The sequence below is a fragment of the Streptomyces sp. NPDC001750 genome, assembly GCF_042892615.1.
In the GTDB taxonomy this organism is placed as follows: domain Bacteria; phylum Actinomycetota; class Actinomycetes; order Streptomycetales; family Streptomycetaceae; genus Streptomyces.
In genome coordinates this window covers 330,308-347,428 of sequence record NZ_JBIAUE010000006.1, presented here as the reverse complement: position 1 = coordinate 347,428, position 17,121 = coordinate 330,308, and the positions used below count along the sequence as shown (strand labels likewise).

Genomic DNA, 17,121 nt, shown 5'->3' with positions numbered 1-17,121 from the left:
ACCCCGTCCACTGCCCCGCCGCGCCCGACGCACGGCGGGGCAGCCGCGTGCCCGCGCTGGGGGCGCCGTCGTCGGCGCGGCGGTCGTCGGCGCGGCGGTCGTCGGCGCGGCGGTCGTCGGCGCGGCGGTCGTCGGCGCGGCGGTCGTCGGCGCGGCGGTCGTCGGCGCGGCGGTCGGGCCGGGCACACGCGTGCCCGGCGCCCGACCGCCACGCCCCCGGGTGTTCGGGTGACGGACGCGCCCGGCCCGCTCCGGCCCCGGGCCGTCAGCCGATGTCCGGCGGGTCCACCCGTATCCGGACCTGGTCGCCGCCGCCCCGGGCGAGCCGCGCCGCCTGCGCCGCCTTCAGCGCGGACGCCAGGGCGGTGCCGCTCCCCGGCGGAACCCTCACCAGCGCCCGCTCCCAGGGCTCCCCCGGCGGTGCGTCCCCGGGCCTGCGCGGCCTGCCCGGTTCGGTGCGCGGGAGCGGGACCGGGCCAAGCACCTCGGCCTGAGGCGGCAGCTCGGCGACGGCGAAGAAAGCGGCGAGCGCGTCCGGCGAACCGGTCACCGACGCCATCCGCGACACCGGCGGAAAGCCCAGCTCCGCCCGTTCCGCCAGCTCGCGGCGGGCGTGCCCGACCGGGTCCCACCGCACCAGCGCCTGCACGGGCCGCAGGGTCGGCTCGGCGACGACCACCACCGTGCCGCCCTCCGCCCGGCCCCGTACCAGCGAGGCGGCGGCCGTCCAGCGCCGCAGCGCCTCCTCGCCGGCCCGCAGATCGGGTCGCCCGACCAGCGCCCACCCGTCCAGCAGCAGCGCCGCCGCGTAGCCGCCCTCGGCCACGGGTTCGGCGCCGGGGGTGCTGACGACCAGCGCGGGCGCGTCCGGCACCGACTCCAGGACGTGGTCACGGCCCGAGGTGCGGACCGGTACGGCGGGGAACGCCCGGCCGAGCTCCTCGGCGGTCCGGCGCGCGCCGACGACCTGGGCGCGCAGCCGGACGGAGCCGCAGGCGGCGCAGTGCCAGTCGGTCTCGGCACGTCCGCACCAGGTGCATTCGAGATCCCGCTGGTCCGGTGCCTGGAGCGGTCCCGCGCAGTGCCGGCACCGGGCCGGTTCGCGGCAGCGCTCGCAGGCCAGCCGGGGCACGTACCCCCGGCGCGGCACCTGGACCAGCACGGGGCCCTCGCGCAGGCCGTCACGGACGGTCCGCCAGGCCAGGCTGGGGAGCCGGGCCGCCCGGGCGGCCTCGTCCCTCGCCAGTTCCCCGTCGCCCACGGTGCGCACCAGGGGCGCCGCGGTCCGCAGCTGCTCCCGGTCCGCGGCCAGCGGCAGCGCCCAGCCGCTCTCCACGAGCTGCGCGGCCTCCACCGTGCAGCTCGTGGCGCCGAGCAGGAACGCGCACCGTGCGTGTGCCGCCCTGAGTTCGAGCACCTCGCGCACGTGCGGGAAGGGGGCGTTGTCGTCGCTGTGGCTGGAGTCCCCGTCGTCCCAGACGGCCACCAGGCCCAGGTTCGCGACCGGCGCGAACATCGCGGCGCGTGTCCCCACCACCGCCCGCACCGAGCCGCGCCGCACGGCCAGCCACTCCCGGTAGCGCTTTTCCGGCCCGGAGTCGGCGGTCAGCAGGGCGTGGCGCCCCTCGCCGAGCAGTTCGGTGAGGGCCGCGTCCACCCGGCCCGCGGCCCGGCCGTCCGGTACGACGACGAGGGCGCCCCGGCCGGAGGCGAGCGTCGCGGCCACGGCCCCGGCGATCTCGCGCGGCCAGTGCGGTCCGGGCAGCGCCGTCCACACGGCCCGGGGCGCACCGCCGTCGGCCAGGGCCCGCAGGAACGCGGGCCCCTGCGGGTACCGCTCCCAGCTGCCCGGCCGCGGCGGGGGCGGCGGAGGCAGGGGCGCGGGCGAGGGCCTGGACTCGGCCCTGCCGTTGCGGGGCGGCACGGCCAGTTGCAGCACGTCGGCGAGGCTGCCCGCATACCGGTCGGCGACGGCGCGCGCGAGCGCGAGCAGTTCCGGGCTCAGCACCGGCTCGGGCGACACGACGTAGGCGAGCGCGGCGAGGGCCCCCGGGTAGTCGGATTCGGCGAGCCGCTCGACGAGGAAGCCGTCGATCAGTCCCCCGCCCTCGCGCCGTCCGCCGCGGACGTGGCGGGAACCGGCGCCGAACCGCACGCGTACCCGCACCCCGGGCCGGGCGTCGGCGTCGAGCTCCTCGGGCACGGCATAGTCGAAGTACTGGTCGAGATGGAGCGCGCCCTTGTTGACCAGGACCCGGGCGACAGGCAGCTCCTCGGCGAGCGCGGCACCGCGCCAGGTCCGCGGCTTGGCCCGCGGCACCTTCGCCCTGCGCACCGTCTCCCGGATCAGCGCGAGCTGCTCCCCGGCCCCGGGCCCGGGGTCGCCGGATCGCTTGTCGTCGCTGCTCACAGCCACATTCCTACCAGACCCCGCGGACAGCGCCTCCCGAGTCGGAGACCGCCCCGGGGCAGAGCGCCGGGAGCACGCGCCGGGGCCCGGACACCTTGTGCGGTGTCCGGGCCCCGGCATACGGCTGAGGGCTGTTCCCTCGTGTCGTTACAGACCGGCCGCCTTGCGCAGCGCCTCCACGCGGTCCGTGCGCTCCCAGGTGAAGTCGGGGAGCTCGCGGCCGAAGTGGCCGTAGGCGGCGGTCTGGGCGTAGATCGGACGCAGCAGGTTGAGGTCGCGGATGATCGCGGCCGGGCGGAGGTCGAAGACCTCGCCGATGGCGTGCTCGATCTTCTCGGTCTCGATCGTGGCGGTGCCGAAGGTCTCGACGAAGAGGCCGACCGGCTCGGCCTTGCCGATCGCGTACGCGACCTGCACCTCGCAGCGGGCGGCGAGACCCGCGGCGACGACGTTCTTGGCGACCCAGCGCATGGCGTAGGCGGCCGAGCGGTCGACCTTGGACGGGTCCTTGCCGGAGAAGGCGCCGCCGCCGTGGCGGGCCATGCCGCCGTACGTGTCGATGATGATCTTGCGGCCGGTCAGGCCGGCGTCGCCCATCGGGCCGCCGATCTCGAAGCGGCCGGTCGGGTTGACCAGCAGCCGGTAGCCGTCGGTGTCCAGCTTGATGCCGTCCTCGACGAGCTGCGCCAGCACGTGCTCGACGACGAACTCGCGGATGTCGGGGGCCAGCAGCGAGTCGAGATCGATGTCGCTGGCGTGCTGCGAGGAGACGACGACCGTGTCGAGGCGGACCGCCTTGTCGCCGTCGTACTCGATGGTGACCTGGGTCTTGCCGTCGGGGCGCAGGTAGGGGATGGTCCCGTTCTTGCGGACCTCGGAGAGCCTGCGCGAGAGCCGGTGCGCGAGGTAGATCGGGAGCGGCATGAGCTCGGGCGTCTCGTCGCACGCGTAGCCGAACATCAGCCCCTGGTCGCCGGCGCCCTGCTTGTCGAGGTCGTCGCCCTCGCCGCCCGCGGCGGAGCCCTCGACCCGTGCCTCGTAGGCCGTGTCGACGCCCTGCGCGATGTCGGGCGACTGGGCGCCGATGGAGACCGAGACACCGCAGGAGGCGCCGTCGAAGCCCTTCTTGGAGGAGTCGTAGCCGATTTCCAGGACCTTGTTGCGCACGAGGGTCGGGATGTCGGCGTAGGCCTTGGTCGTGACCTCACCCGCAACGTGCACCAGACCGGTGGTGATCAGGGTCTCGACGGCGACGCGCGAGGTGGGGTCCTCACGGAGCAGTGCGTCGAGGATCGTGTCGCTGATCTGGTCAGCGATCTTGTCGGGGTGGCCCTCGGTGACGGACTCCGAGGTGAAGAGACGGCGGGACACATCGCTCCCTGGGGTTGCAGCGGCTGCTGGCTGATCATTTGGCGGACCGTCCGGGAGCTGCGCCCGGCACGGTCCGCGGACAGTTTATCGGTCACTTTCGTCCGGCGGACAGCGTGTCTCGCTCCTTGGGAGTCCCGAGGCCGCCGAAAGGGCCCGTCAGGGCATGGAATCAGCCTCGCCGACATGCCCTCCGTGCCCGGTTTTCCGGGGGTTTCGCGGAGTGCCGGACCATGGAACGAGATCTTCATCCCAACCGTGGCGACACGAGGTCCCAGACCGTGTCGGCGAGGGCCTCCTTGGGTCCGTGGGGCACCGGTGTCTCGGTGCCGTCGGCGCCGAGCACCACCGCCTCGTTGTCCTCGGACCCGAAGGTCCTGCGCTCGCCGACCTCGTTGACGACGAGGAGATCGCAGCCCTTGCGGCGGAGCTTCTCGCGGCCGTTGGCAAGGACGTCGTCCGTCTCGGCGGCGAAACCGACGACGATCTGGTCCGGCCGGGCGCGTCCGGCGGAGACCTCGGCGAGGATGTCCGGATTACGAACGAGCGCGACGGGCTCCGGCTCCTGCCCGTCCTTCTTCTTGATCTTGCCCGGCGCGTAGGCGGCGGGGCGGAAGTCGGCGACCGCGGCGGCCATCACGACCACGTCGGCGTCCGCCGCGGCCCTCAGCACGGCCTCGCGCAGCTGGACGGCGGTGCCGACGCTCACGACATCGGCGCCCGCCGGGTCGGGCAGGCCGGTGTTGGCCTCGATCAGGGTGACCCGGGCGCCGCGGGCGACTGCGGTGCGCGCCAGTGCGTAGCCCTGCTTGCCGGAGGACCGGTTGCCCAGGTAGCGCACCGGGTCGAGCGGCTCGCGCGTGCCTCCCGCGCTGATCACGATGTGCCGGCCCGCCAGGTCCGGTTCGGCCGCGCCGCGGGTCAGCACCCGGCGGCAGACCTCGAAGATCTCCCCGGGGTCGGGCAGCCGGCCCTTGCCGGTGTCGACGCCGGTGAGCCGGCCGACGGCGGGCTCGATGACCACGGCGCCGCGGCGGCGCAGCGTGGCGACGTTCTCGCGGGTGGCGGGGTGCTCCCACATCTCGGTGTGCATGGCGGGTGCGAAGACGACCGGACAGCGGGCCGTGAGGAGCGTGTTGGTGAGCAGGTCGTCGGCGAGGCCGTGAGCGGCCCGGGCGAGCGTGTCCGCGGTCGCGGGGGCGACGACGACGAGGTCCGCGCCCTGCCCGATCCGGACGTGCGGGACCTCGTGGACGTCGTTCCAGACCTCCGTGGCGACCGGGTGGCCCGAGAGCGCCGACCAGGTGGCCGCGCCCACGAAGTGCAGCGCCGACTCGGTCGGGACGACCCGCACGTCGTGACCGGACTCGGTCAACCGACGCAGGAGCTCGCACGCCTTGTACGCGGCGATGCCCCCGCTGACCCCAAGAACGACCTTCGGCTTGTCCACTGCGTCTCCCCGCACTCGTATTCGGACTCCCCCATGCTGCCGCACCGCGCCGGGGGCGGCGCCGTCGCCCCCGGACGCACCACAGGCCCGGCGGTCGCGGCCGCCGGGCCTGTGGTGGAGGTGCGATTCCTGCCTACTGCGCGGGGCCCTCGACGGCCTCGGAGGTGAGCAGGCCCGCGTTGATCTCGCGGAGCGCGATCGAGAGCGGCTTCTCGTGCACGTGGGTGTCGACGAGCGGACCGACGTACTCCAGGAGGCCCTCGCCGAGCTGCGAGTAGTACGCGTTGATCTGGCGCGCGCGCTTGGCGGCGTAGATCACGAGGCTGTACTTCGAGTCGGTGGCCTCGAGGAGCTCATCAATCGGCGGGTTGATGATGCCCTCGGGCGTGGTGATGGAAGAGGACACTCTCTGCCTTCCGAAGGGGGTGAGGATCAAAGAAACCTTTGACGGCGCGAGGCTCCGCACTGGTGACGGTACCGACGTGTCCGTCTGTCACACATGCCGCGTACACCGCACGTGCCCGGGTGGGTCAGTCCGTGCCGTCCGTGCCGTCGCTGCGGCCGGAAGCCTCCAACATCAAGGCTAGCAGCTCGCGTGCCACGTCCTGGACGGAGGTGTTGACCAGCGTCGTATCGAACTCGGACTCGGCGGCCAGCTCGACCTTGGCGGCGGCGAGCCGGCGCTCGATCACCTCGGCCGACTCCGTCCCGCGGCCGGTGAGCCGGCGGACCAGTTCCTCCCAGCTCGGCGGGGCCAGGAAGACGAGCCGGGCGTCCGGCATGGACTGCCGGACCAGCCGGGCACCCTGGAGGTCGATCTCCAGCAACACCGGCTCGCCGGCCTCCAGGCGTTCGAGCACGGCCCGGCGCGGCGTGCCGTAGCGGTTGCCGGCGAACTCGGCCCACTCCAGCAGCTCGCCGTTGGCGATCAGCTTGTCGAACTCGTCGTTGTCCACGAAGAAGTAGTGGACGCCGTCCTGCTCGCCGGGGCGCGGCCTGCGGGTCGTCGCCGACACCGAGAGCCACACCTCGGGGTGGGCCTTGCGCATATGGGCGACGACCGTGCTCTTGCCGACCCCGGAGGGGCCGGAGAGCACGGTCAGCCGCGGACGTACGTCCGGGGGTACGGGGGACGTCCCCCGGGATGTTGCAGCCATGGAGCGATTATCCAGGTTCTCGAGGGTGCCCGAGAACGTCAGGCGGCGCTGCCGCCGAACTCGCGCTCCAGGGATGCGATCTGGTTGGAGCCGAGACCCCGGACCCGGCGGCTCTCGGAGATGCCGAGCCGCTCCATGATCTGCTTGGCGCGGACCTTGCCCACGCCGGGCAGGGACTCCAGGAGGGCGGAGACCTTCATCTTCCCGATGACGTCGTTCTCCTGGCCCTGCTTGATGACCTCGTGGAGGGAGGCGCCGGAGTGCTTGAGTCGATTCTTGACCTCGGCCCGCTCCCGGCGAGCCGCGGCGGCCTTTTCGAGCGCGGCTGCGCGCTGTTCAGGGGTAAGGGGCGGAAGAGCCACGCCTACGTCACCTCGGATGTCGATCTGTCGGATACGGACCGGTGAGGAAGCTGTGCGCCCCACACCAGGCGAGCGACGCGCCACTCGTGCACGTCGGCTCTCGACGGAGACTAGCGGCCCGGGCGGCCCGAGTCAGCGAGAACCAACGAAAAGTCCTGGTCAGCCTCCGCCGACCAGGACATTTCGGGCATAACATCCGAGTTTTTCGTTCAGAATTCACTCAACGCAGTGACATCCGGCACGGTCATGCGCCCGCGACGGCCGTCCGGACCTCGTCCGTCAGCCGTTCGGCGGCGTCGCGCAGCCCCGCCGCGTGCGGCCCCCGGCTCAGCACGCCGCGGCTGACGCTGGGCAGCACGTTGCCCACCGCGTCCCCGAAGACGCCGGGGAGATCCGCGGGGGTCGCCCCCTGGGCCCCGATGCCCGGCGCGAGCAGCGGACCGTTGACGGCGAGGTCCACGCCCGCGTCGCCGAGCGTGGCGCCGACCACCGCGCCGACGGAGCCGAGCGGCCGGGCCCCCTCGTTCTCCGCGGCCAGGTGGTCGAGCATCACCTGGGCCAGCGGGCGGCCGTCGGCGGCGGTGGCGCGCTGCACCTCGGCCCCCTCGGGGTTGGAGGTGAGGGCGAGCACGAAGACGCCCGAGCCGGAGAGGACCGCCGCGTCGAGAGCCGGACGCAGCGAGCCGAAGCCCAGGTACGGCGAGACGGTGACGGCGTCCGAGAACAGCGGGGAGCCGGGGTCCAGGTAGGTCGCCGCGTAGGCGCCCATGGTCGAGCCGATGTCGCCGCGCTTGGCGTCCATCAGGACCAGCGCGCCGGCCGCGCGTGCCTCCTCGACGGCCTTCTCCAGGACCGCGATGCCTCGCGAGCCGAAGCGCTCGAAGAACGCCGACTGCGGCTTGAGGACCGCCACGCGGTCGGCCAGCGCCTCGACGACGGTGCGCGTGAACCGCTCCAGGCCCGCGACGTCGTCGCCCAGGCCCCAGGCGGTGAGCAGCGAGGCGTGCGGGTCGATGCCGACGCAGAGCGGTCCGCGGGTGTCCATGGCGTGGCGCAGCCGGGCGCCGAACGGTTCCGGGGTGGTCATGCGGTGGCCTTCCTGGTCTCCGCGCCGACGGCCTCGGCGAGGGTGGCGTACGGGGAGGCGGCCAGGCGCGCGGCCAGGCCCTTGTGGATCGCCCGGGCGTAGAACGGGCCCTCGTAGATGAAGGCGCTGTACCCCTGGACGAGCGTGGCGCCCGCGAGGATGCGCTGCCAGGCGTCCTCGGCGTTCTCGACGCCCCCGACGCCGACCAGGGTGATCCGGTCCCCGACCCGGGCGTACAGGCGGCTCAGGACCTCCAGGGAGCGCGCCTTGAGGGGCGCGCCGGACAGTCCGCCGGTCTCGCCGGTGAGGGCGCGCGGGGACTTCAGACCGAGACCGTCCCGGGCGATGGTGGTGTTGGTGGCGATGATGCCGTCGAGACCCAGCTCGACCGCGAGATCGGCGACCGCGTCGACGTCCTCGTCCGCGAGGTCCGGGGCGATCTTGACCAGCAGCGGGACGCGCCGTCCGGTGACGGTGCGGTCGGCCGCCTCGCGCACGGCGGCGAGCAGGGGGCGCAGCGCCTCGGTGGCCTGGAGGTTGCGCAGGCCGGGGGTGTTGGGCGAGGAGACGTTGACGACGAGGTAGTCGGCGTGGGCGGCGAGCCGTTCGGTGGACTTCACGTAGTCGCCGACGGCCTCGGCCTCCGGCACGACCTTCGTCTTGCCGATGTTGACCCCGACGGTGGTCCGGAAGACCGGGGTGCGGTCCGCGAGCCGTCGGGCCACCGCCGCGGAGCCCTCGTTGTTGAAGCCCATGCGGTTGATCAGCGCGCGGTCCGCGACGAGGCGGAAGAGGCGCTTCCTGGGGTTGCCGGGCTGCGGTTCGCCGGTGACCGTTCCGATCTCGACGTGGTCGAAGCCGAGCATCGCCATGCCGTCGATCCCGACGGCGTTCTTGTCGAAGCCGGCGGCGAGGCCGAACGGGCCGTGCATCCGCAGGCCGAACGCCTCCGTGCGCAGCTCCTCGTACCGGGGGGCGAGCACGGCGGCGACGAAGGTGCGCAGCACGGGGACGCGGGCCGCGAGACGGATCCAGCCGAAGGCCAGGTGGTGCGCCCGCTCCGTGTCCATCCGTTTGAAGAACAGCTGGAAGAAGAGTTTGTACATCGGGGGTGTCCTCATGGAGAGGGGGACACCGTTTCCGGTGTCCCCCTTCGGCTAGTCGCGGGCGGCGATCAGGTGTTCCGCGTGTTCCTGGAGGGAGCGGACGCCGACGTCTCCGTGGGTGAGCGCGTCGATGCCCTGGACGGCGGCGGCGAGCGCCTGGACCGTCGTCAGGCACGGCACGGACCGGGCCACGGCGGCGGTGCGGATCTCGTAGCCGTCGAGCCGGCCGCCGGTGCCGTACGGCGTGTTGACGATCAGGTCGACCTCGCCGTCGTGGATCAGCTGGACGATGGTGCGCTCGCCCTGCGGGCCGGTCCCCTCGGACTGCTTGCGCACGACGGTGGCGTTGATGCCGTTGCGCTTGAGGACCTCGGCGGTGCCGGAGGTGGCGAGCAGCTCGAAGCCGTGGGCGACGAGTTCGCGCGCCGGGAAGATCATCGAGCGCTTGTCGCGGTTGGCCACCGAGATGAACGCGCGGCCCTTGGTGGGCAGCGGCCCGTAGGCGCCGGACTGCGACTTGGCGTACGCCGTGCCGAAGACCGAGTCGATGCCCATGACCTCGCCGGTGGAGCGCATCTCCGGGCCGAGGACGGTGTCGACGCCGCGGCCGTGGATGTCGCGGAAGCGCGACCACGGCATGACGGCCTCCTTGACCGAGATCGGGGCGTCGAGCGGCAGGGTGCCGCCGTCGCCGTGCGCCGGGAGCAGGCCCTCCGCGCGCAGTTCGGCGATGGTCGCGCCCAGGGAGATCCGGGCGGCGGCCTTGGCGAGCGGGACGGCGGTCGCCTTCGAGGTGAAGGGGACCGTGCGCGAGGCGCGCGGGTTGGCCTCCAGGACGTACAGGATGTCGCCGGAGAGCGCGAACTGGATGTTGATCAGTCCGCGGACGCCGACGCCCTTGGCGATGCCCTCGGTGGAGGCCCGCAGCCGCTTGATGTCGAAGCCGCCGAGGGTGATCGGGGGCAGCGCGCAGGCGGAGTCGCCGGAGTGGATGCCTGCCTCCTCGATGTGCTCCATGACGCCGCCGAGGTAGAGCTCGGTGCCGTCGTAGAGCGCGTCGACGTCGATCTCGATCGCGTCGTCGAGGAAGCGGTCGACCAGGACCGGCCGGGTGGGGCTGATCTCGGTGGACTCGGCGATGTACGCGGAGAGCCGGGTCTCGTCGTAGACGATCTCCATGCCGCGCCCGCCGAGCACGTACGACGGGCGTACGAGGACGGGATAGCCGATCTCGTCGGCGATGGCCTTGGCCTCGCCGAAGGTGGTGGCGGTGCCGTGCTTCGGCGCGGGCAGCCCGGCCTCGGCCAGGACGCGGCCGAAGGCGCCGCGGTCCTCGGCGGCGTGGATGGCCTCCGGGGGCGTGCCGACGACGGGGACGCCGTTGTCCTTGAGCGCCTGCGACAGACCGAGCGGGGTCTGTCCGCCGAGCTGGACGACGACACCGGCGACCGGGCCCGCGAGTGTCTCCGCGTGCACGATCTCCAGCACGTCCTCCAGCGTCAGCGGCTCGAAGTACAGGCGGTCGGAGGTGTCGTAGTCGGTGGAGACGGTCTCCGGGTTGCAGTTGACCATCACGGTCTCGTAGCCCGCGTCGCTCAGCGCGAAGGAGGCGTGGACGCAGGAGTAGTCGAACTCGATGCCCTGGCCGATGCGGTTCGGGCCGGAGCCGAGGATGATGACCGCGGGCTTCTCGCGCGGTGCGACCTCGTTCTCCTCGTCGTAGGACGAGTAGAAGTACGGCGTCCGCGCCGCGAACTCGGCGGCGCAGGTGTCGACCGTCTTGTACACCGGGCGCACGCCCAGCGCGTGCCGCACCTCGCGGACCACGTCCTCGCGCAGCCCGCGGATCTCGCCGATCTGCTGGTCGGAGAAGCCGTGCCGCTTGGCCTCCGCGAGCAGTTCGGGGACGAGTTCGTCGGCCGCGGCCAGCTCGTCGGCGATCTCCTTGATCAGGAAGAGCTGGTCGACGAACCAGGGGTCGATCCTGGTGGCCTCGAAGACCTCCTCCTGGGTGGCACCGGCCCGGATCGCGTGCATGACGGTGTTGATCCGGCCGTCGGTCGGGCGGACCGCCGCGGCGAGCAGTTCGTCCTTGTCGCCGGGGTCGCCGGTGAAGGAGAACTGCGAGCCCTTCTTCTCGAGGGAGCGCAGCGCCTTCTGGAGCGCCTCGGTGAAGTTGCGGCCGATCGCCATGGCCTCGCCGACCGACTTCATGGTGGTGGTGAGGGTGGAGTCGGCGGAGGGGAACTTCTCGAAGGCGAACCGGGGGGCCTTGACCACGACGTAGTCGAGCGTCGGCTCGAAGGAGGCCGGGGTCTGCTCGGTGATGTCGTTGGGGATCTCGTCGAGCGTGTAGCCGACGGCCAGCTTGGCGGCGATCTTGGCGATCGGGAAGCCGGTGGCCTTCGAGGCGAGCGCCGAGGAGCGGGAGACCCGCGGGTTCATCTCGATGACGATGATCCGGCCGTCGACCGGGTCGACGGCGAACTGGATGTTGCAGCCGCCGGTGTCGACACCGACCTCGCGGATGATCGCGATGCCGATATCGCGCAGCCGCTGGTACTCGCGGTCGGTGAGCGTCATCGCGGGGGCGACGGTGATCGAGTCACCGGTGTGGACGCCCATCGGGTCGAAGTTCTCGATGGAGCAGACGACCACGACGTTGTCGTTCCTGTCGCGCATCAGCTCCAGCTCGTACTCCTTCCAGCCGAGGATGGACTCCTCCAGGAGCACCTCGGTGGTCGGGGAGAGCGTCAGGCCCTGGCCGGCGATGCGGCGCAGCTCGTCCTCGTCGTGCGCGAAGCCGGAGCCGGCGCCGCCCATGGTGAAGGAGGGACGCACGACCACGGGGTAGCCGCCGAGCGTGTCGACGCCCGCGAGCACCTCGTCCATGGAGTGGCAGATGACCGAGCGGGCGGACTCGCCGTGGCCGGTCTTGGCGCGGACCGCCTCGACGACGGCCTTGAAGAGGTCGCGGTCCTCGCCCTTGTGGATGGCCTCGACGTTGGCGCCGATCAGCTCGACGCCGTACTTCTCCAGGACACCGTTCTCGTGCATGGAGATCGCGGTGTTGAGCGCGGTCTGGCCGCCCAGGGTGGGCAGGAGCGCGTCGGGGCGCTCCTTGGCGATGATCTTCTCGACGAACTCGGGGGTGATCGGCTCGACGTACGTGGCGTCGGCGATCTCCGGGTCGGTCATGATCGTGGCCGGGTTGGAGTTGACCAGGACGACGCGCAGGCCCTCGGCCTTGAGCACGCGGCACGCCTGGGTACCGGAGTAGTCGAACTCGGCGGCCTGGCCGATGACGATCGGGCCGGAGCCGATGACCAGGACGGACTGGATGTCGGAGCGCTTAGGCACGCCGGCCCTCCATCAGGGAGACGAAACGGTCGAAGAGGTACGCGGCGTCGTGCGGGCCCGCGGCCGCCTCGGGGTGGTACTGGACGCTGAAGGCGGGCCGGTCGAGGAGCCGGAGCCCCTCGACGACCTGGTCGTTCAGGCAGACGTGGGAGACCTCGACACGGCCGAACTCCGTGTCGGTGACCTCGTCGAGCGGGGCGTCGACGGCGAAGCCGTGGTTGTGCGCGGTGACCTCGACCTTTCCGGTCGTACGGTCCTGCACGGGCTGGTTGATCCCGCGGTGCCCGTACTTCAGCTTGTAGGTGCCGAAGCCGAGGGCGCGGCCCAGGATCTGGTTGCCGAAGCAGATCCCGAAGAGCGGGGTGCCACGCTCCAGGACGCCTCGCATGACGGAGACCGGGTGGTCGGCGGTGGCCGGGTCGCCGGGGCCGTTGGAGAAGAACACGCCGTCGGGCTCGACCGCGTACACGTCCTCCAGCGTGGCGGTGGCGGGCAGCACGTGCACCTCGACGCCGCGCTCGGCCATCCGGTGCGGGGTCATGCCCTTGATGCCGAGGTCGACGGCGGCGACGGTGAACTTCTTCGCGCCGATCGCGGGGACGACGTACGCCTCTTCCGTGGCGACCTCGGCGGAGAGGTCGGCGCCCACCATCTGGGGCGCCTGCTGGACGCGGGCCAGCAGCGTGGCCTCCTCGGCCAGCGCGTCGCCGGAGAAGATGCCGACGCGCATGGCGCCGCGCTCGCGCAGGTGGCGGGTGAGGGCGCGGGTGTCGACGCCGCTGATGCCGACGACGCCCTGGCTCTCCAGTTCGTCGTCGAGCGAGCGCCGGGCGCGCCAGTTGGAGGGCACCCGGGCGGGGTCGCGGACGACGTAGCCGGAGACCCAGATCCGCTTCGACTCGGGGTCCTCGTCGTTGACGCCGGTGTTGCCGACGTGCGGGGCGGTCATCACGACGACCTGGCGGTGGTAGGAGGGGTCGGTCAGCGTCTCCTGGTAACCGGTCATGCCGGTGGAGAACACCGCTTCGCCGAAGGTCTCCCCCACGGCCCCGTAGGCACGGCCGCGGAAGGTGCGGCCGTCCTCCAGGACGAGTACGGCGGGAGCTCTGCCGGCTCCCCGGGCGGAGGTCGTCATCGTGCGGTGCCTTCCGTAGTGCTGGTGAGTTGTTCGATGGCCTCGACCCAGGCCGGGTGCTCGGCCGAGCGGTCGGAGCGGAACCCGGAGTCGATCAGCTTGTCGCCGTGCGCCCAGGTGATGATCAGCAGGCCGCCCTCGGGGAGGACCTTGCCCGCGATGCCCTTGTCGAGCCGGGCCCCGCGCAGCGCGGCGGCCGGGACGAAGAAGTCGGCCGCGCCGGGGCGCACGACGTCCAGGCCCTGGTCGGTCAGGGTGAGCTCGACCCGGCTGCGGGTGCCGAGACCATGGGCGACGATCCGGTCGAGCCACTGTCCGGCGGTCGTCGAGGCGTGGTACCGGCCGGTCAGCGTCAGCTGCCTCCCGCCGTCCGCGAACCCTTCCGGTGCGGTCGGGAGCTCCGGCAGATCGGACTGGAGGCTGCCGCGCCACTTCCATCCCTGGCGCATCAGCCAGTAGACGAACGCGATGAACACGAGCAGTCCGACGACCCAGCTGATGCGGGCGGCCCAGTCGGTCACTTCGGCCGACTTCTGCTCGGCGGCGAGCTGGAGGTACAGGGGGGTGAGTGATGTCACGCGAGCTTCCCGTCGACGACCGTGGCACGGCCCCGCAGGAAGGTGTGAGTGACTCGGCCCGGCAGCTCGCGCCCCTCGTAGGGGGTGTTGCGGCTGCGGGAGGCGAAGCCCGCGGGGTCCACCACACCACGGTATGCCGGATCGACCAGGGTGAGGTTGGCTGGCTCACCGACCGAGACGGGACGGCCGTGTCCGTCGAGCCGGCCGATGGTGGCCGGGCGGAACGACATCCGGTCCGCGACGCCCGCCCAGTCCAGCAGCCCGGTGTCCACCATGGTCTGCTGGACGACCGAGAGCGCGGTCTCCAGGCCCACCATGCCCATGGCGGCGGCGGCCCACTCGCAGTCCTTGTCCTCGTGCGGATGCGGGGCGTGGTCGGTGGCGACGCAGTCGATGGTGCCGTCGGCCAGCGCCTCGCGCAGGGCCATGACGTCGGCCTCGGTGCGCAGCGGCGGGTTCACCTTGTAGACCGGGTCGTAGGTCCGTACGAGCTCGTCGGTCAGGAGCAGGTGGTGCGGGGTGACCTCGGCGGTGACGTCCCAGCCCTTGGACTTGGCCCAGCGGACGATCTCGACGGACCCGGCGGTCGACAGGTGGCAGATGTGCACCCGGGAGCCGACGTGGGCGGCGAGCAGGACGTCACGGGCGATGATCGACTCCTCCGCGACGGCGGGCCAGCCGCCGAGGCCGAGTTCCGCGGAGACGACGCCCTCGTTCATCTGAGCGCCCTCGGTGAGCCGGGGCTCCTGGGCGTGCTGGGCGACGACCCCGTCGAACGCCTTCACGTACTCCAGCGCGCGGCGCATGATCACCGCGTCGTCGACGCACTTGCCGTCGTCGGAGAAGACCTTCACCCCGGCGGCCGAGTCGTGCATGGCACCGAGCTCGGCGAGCTTCTTGCCTTCCAGGCCGACGGTGACGGCGCCGACGGGCTGCACGTCGCAGTAGCCGGACTCCCTGCCGAGCCGCCAGACCTGCTCGACGACGCCGGCGGTGTCGGCGACCGGGAAGGTGTTCGCCATGGCGTGCACGGCGGTGAAGCCGCCGACGGCCGCGGCCTTCGTGCCGGTGAGGACGGTCTCGGAGTCCTCGCGGCCGGGCTCGCGCAGGTGGGTGTGGAGGTCGACCAGGCCGGGCAGCAGGATCCGGCCGGCGGCGTCGACGACGGTCGCGTCCCCGGCGTCGAGGCCGGTGCCGACCGCGGCGATGGTCTCGCCGTCGATCAGGACGTCCTGGGCCTCGCCGCCGAGGACCTTCGCACCGCGGATAAGGGTCTTGCTCATGGTCACTGGTTCTCCTCGGTACGGGCGGGGGCGGCGGGCGACGGGGCGGCGGGCTCGGCGCCGCCCAGCAGCAGGTAGAGGACGGCCATGCGGATCGAGACGCCGTTGGCGACCTGCTCGACGGCCGTGCAGCGGTCGGAGTCGGCGACCTCCGCGGTGATCTCCATGCCCCGGACCATCGGGCCGGGGTGCATGACGACGGCGTGCCCGGGCATCCGCGCCATGCGGTCGGCGTCCAGGCCGTAGCGGCGGGAGTACTCGCGCTCGGTCGGGAAGTACGCGGCGTTCATCCGTTCGCGCTGCACCCTCAGCATCATCACCGCGTCGGACTTCGGCAGCACCTCGTCGAGGCCGTAGCTGACCTCGCACGGCCACTGCTCGACACCGATCGGGACGAGCGTGGGCGGGGCGACGAGCGTGACGTGCGCGCCGAGCGTGTTCAGCAGGTGGACGTTGGAGCGGGCGACCCGGCTGTGCAGGATGTCGCCGACGATCGTGATCCGGCGGCCCTCCAGGTCCCGGCCCAGGCCGCTGTCGGCGCCGACGAGGCGGCGACGCATCGTGAAGGCGTCCAGGAGGGCCTGGGTGGGGTGCTCGTGGGTGCCGTCGCCCGCGTTGACGACGGCACCGTCGATCCAGCCGGAGGTGGCGAGCCGGTACGGGGCGCCGGAGGCGCCGTGCCGGATGACGACGGCGTCGGCGCCCATCGCCTCCAGCGTCAGCGCGGTGTCCTTGAGCGACTCGCCCTTGGAGACGGACGAGCCCTTCGCGGAGAAGTTGATGACATCCGCGGAGAGGCGCTTGGCGGCGGCCTCGAAGGAGATGCGGGTACGCGTCGAGTCCTCGAAGAAGAGGTTGACGACGGTACGACCGCGCAGGGTGGGGAGCTTCTTGATCGGCCGGTCGGCGACCCTGGCCATCTCCTCGGCGGTGTCGAGGATCAGGACGGCGTCGTCGCGGGTGAGGTCGGCGGCCGAGATGAGGTGGCGCTTCATCTGGGTGTTCTCCGAAAGAGGGAGGATTCAGGCATGCGGGCGTGCGGAAGCGGCCGTACGGGCTCGGTGCCCTCCGTACGGGTGAAGTGCGGCTACTGCTCGCCGACCGGGACGGACCGCTGGACACCGAGCAGCACGGCGTCACGGCCGTCCTCCTCGGCGAGCTGGACCTTGACCGTCTCCCGCAGCGACGTGGGGAGATTCTTTCCGACGTAGTCGGCGCGGATCGGGAGCTCGCGGTGTCCCCGGTCGACGAGGACCGCGAGCTGCACGGCGCGGGGACGGCCGATGTCGCCCAGGGCGTCGAGCGCGGCGCGGATCGTGCGTCCCGAGAAGAGGACGTCGTCCACCAGGACCACCAGACGGCCCTCGATGCCCTCGCCAGGGATCTCGGTGCGGGCCAGGGCGCGCGCCGGGCGCAGCCGCAGGTCGTCGCGGTACATGGTGATGTCGAGGGAGCCGACCGGCATCTTCCTGCCGGTGATCTCCTGAAGCTTTTCGGCCAGTCGGCGGGCGATGAAGACGCCACGTGTCGGAATGCCGAGGAGCACCACGTCGTCGGCACCCTTGGCGCGTTCGACGATCTCGTGGGCGATGCGGGTCAGGGCCCGGGAGATGTCGGGGGCCTCCAGAACGGGGCGTGCCGCATTGCCGGGGGGTTCATGCTGTGCGTCCATAAGAAACGGACCTCCTTCTCCGCCTCACGGGACGGACTTTAAAGGACGTCGAATTTGCGTCATCCACGGTAGCAGGGCTTGTGCCGGGCTCCGATCGCACCCCCGCAGGTGTCGGTCCGGACCGTTCGGCTTGACGCAGCCAAGTAACGCTGC

The 17,121-nt window shown here is 72.3% G+C and carries 14 protein-coding genes; all 14 read right to left on the bottom strand.

Translation table 11 applies throughout. From position 1 onward, the window contains the following. Positions 1-265 precede the first annotated feature (265 nt). Positions 266-2,410 (bottom strand): primosomal protein N', encoded by a 2,145-nt coding sequence (locus tag ACFYY6_RS13535; protein ID WP_389193110.1) that lies wholly within the window; start codon positions 2,408-2,410, stop codon positions 266-268. 147 nt (positions 2,411-2,557) lie between these two features. Then, positions 2,558-3,781 carry a methionine adenosyltransferase gene (metK, locus tag ACFYY6_RS13530; protein ID WP_351524740.1) on the bottom strand — a complete coding sequence of 408 codons (1,224 nt, stop codon included), beginning with the start codon at positions 3,779-3,781 and terminating at the stop codon, positions 2,558-2,560. A 244-nt stretch (positions 3,782-4,025) separates the two neighbouring features. Then, positions 4,026-5,228: a bifunctional phosphopantothenoylcysteine decarboxylase/phosphopantothenate--cysteine ligase CoaBC gene (gene coaBC, locus ACFYY6_RS13525; RefSeq protein WP_386607419.1), complete on the bottom strand. Its 1,203-nt coding sequence runs from the start codon at positions 5,226-5,228 to the stop codon at positions 4,026-4,028. Between the two features lie 133 nt (positions 5,229-5,361). Then, the gene (gene rpoZ, locus ACFYY6_RS13520) at positions 5,362-5,634 is read right to left on the bottom strand and encodes a DNA-directed RNA polymerase subunit omega (RefSeq protein WP_030610454.1); all 273 of its coding nucleotides are present in this window, start codon (positions 5,632-5,634) and stop codon (positions 5,362-5,364) included. 124 nt (positions 5,635-5,758) lie between these two features. Beyond that, on the bottom strand, positions 5,759-6,385 hold the full coding sequence (gene gmk / locus ACFYY6_RS13515; RefSeq protein WP_351524738.1) for a guanylate kinase: 627 nt from the start codon (positions 6,383-6,385) through the stop codon (positions 5,759-5,761). A 38-nt stretch (positions 6,386-6,423) separates the two neighbouring features. Then, positions 6,424-6,747: an integration host factor gene (locus ACFYY6_RS13510; protein ID WP_014157387.1), complete on the bottom strand. Its 324-nt coding sequence runs from the start codon at positions 6,745-6,747 to the stop codon at positions 6,424-6,426. Between the two features lie 244 nt (positions 6,748-6,991). After that, positions 6,992-7,834, bottom strand: coding sequence for an orotidine-5'-phosphate decarboxylase (gene pyrF / locus ACFYY6_RS13505; protein WP_351524737.1), 843 nt, complete (start codon positions 7,832-7,834; stop codon positions 6,992-6,994). Beyond that, on the bottom strand, positions 7,831-8,940 hold the full coding sequence (locus ACFYY6_RS13500) for a quinone-dependent dihydroorotate dehydrogenase (RefSeq protein WP_351524736.1): 1,110 nt from the start codon (positions 8,938-8,940) through the stop codon (positions 7,831-7,833). Before ACFYY6_RS13500 ends, pyrF begins: the two co-directional genes overlap by 4 nt. 51 nt (positions 8,941-8,991) lie before the next feature. After that, positions 8,992-12,300, bottom strand: a complete 3,309-nt coding sequence (carB, locus tag ACFYY6_RS13495) for a carbamoyl-phosphate synthase large subunit (protein WP_351524735.1) — start codon at positions 12,298-12,300, stop codon at positions 8,992-8,994. Further along, complete coding sequence (carA, locus tag ACFYY6_RS13490; protein ID WP_351524734.1) at positions 12,293-13,435, bottom strand: glutamine-hydrolyzing carbamoyl-phosphate synthase small subunit; 1,143 nt, start codon at positions 13,433-13,435, stop codon at positions 12,293-12,295. Before carA ends, carB begins: the two co-directional genes overlap by 8 nt. Next, positions 13,432-14,013 carry a hypothetical protein gene (locus ACFYY6_RS13485; RefSeq protein WP_351524733.1) on the bottom strand — a complete coding sequence of 194 codons (582 nt, stop codon included), beginning with the start codon at positions 14,011-14,013 and terminating at the stop codon, positions 13,432-13,434. The genes carA and ACFYY6_RS13485 overlap by 4 nt, the downstream gene beginning before the upstream one ends. Further along, the gene (locus tag ACFYY6_RS13480; RefSeq protein ID WP_351524732.1) at positions 14,010-15,296 is read right to left on the bottom strand and encodes a dihydroorotase; all 1,287 of its coding nucleotides are present in this window, start codon (positions 15,294-15,296) and stop codon (positions 14,010-14,012) included. Before ACFYY6_RS13480 ends, ACFYY6_RS13485 begins: the two co-directional genes overlap by 4 nt. A 2-nt stretch (positions 15,297-15,298) precedes the next feature. Further along, complete coding sequence (locus ACFYY6_RS13475; RefSeq protein ID WP_351524731.1) at positions 15,299-16,291, bottom strand: aspartate carbamoyltransferase catalytic subunit; 993 nt, start codon at positions 16,289-16,291, stop codon at positions 15,299-15,301. Between the two features lie 92 nt (positions 16,292-16,383). Next, complete coding sequence (gene pyrR, locus ACFYY6_RS13470; RefSeq protein ID WP_389193107.1) at positions 16,384-16,968, bottom strand: bifunctional pyr operon transcriptional regulator/uracil phosphoribosyltransferase PyrR; 585 nt, start codon at positions 16,966-16,968, stop codon at positions 16,384-16,386. Between the last annotated feature and the right edge of the window lie 153 nt (positions 16,969-17,121).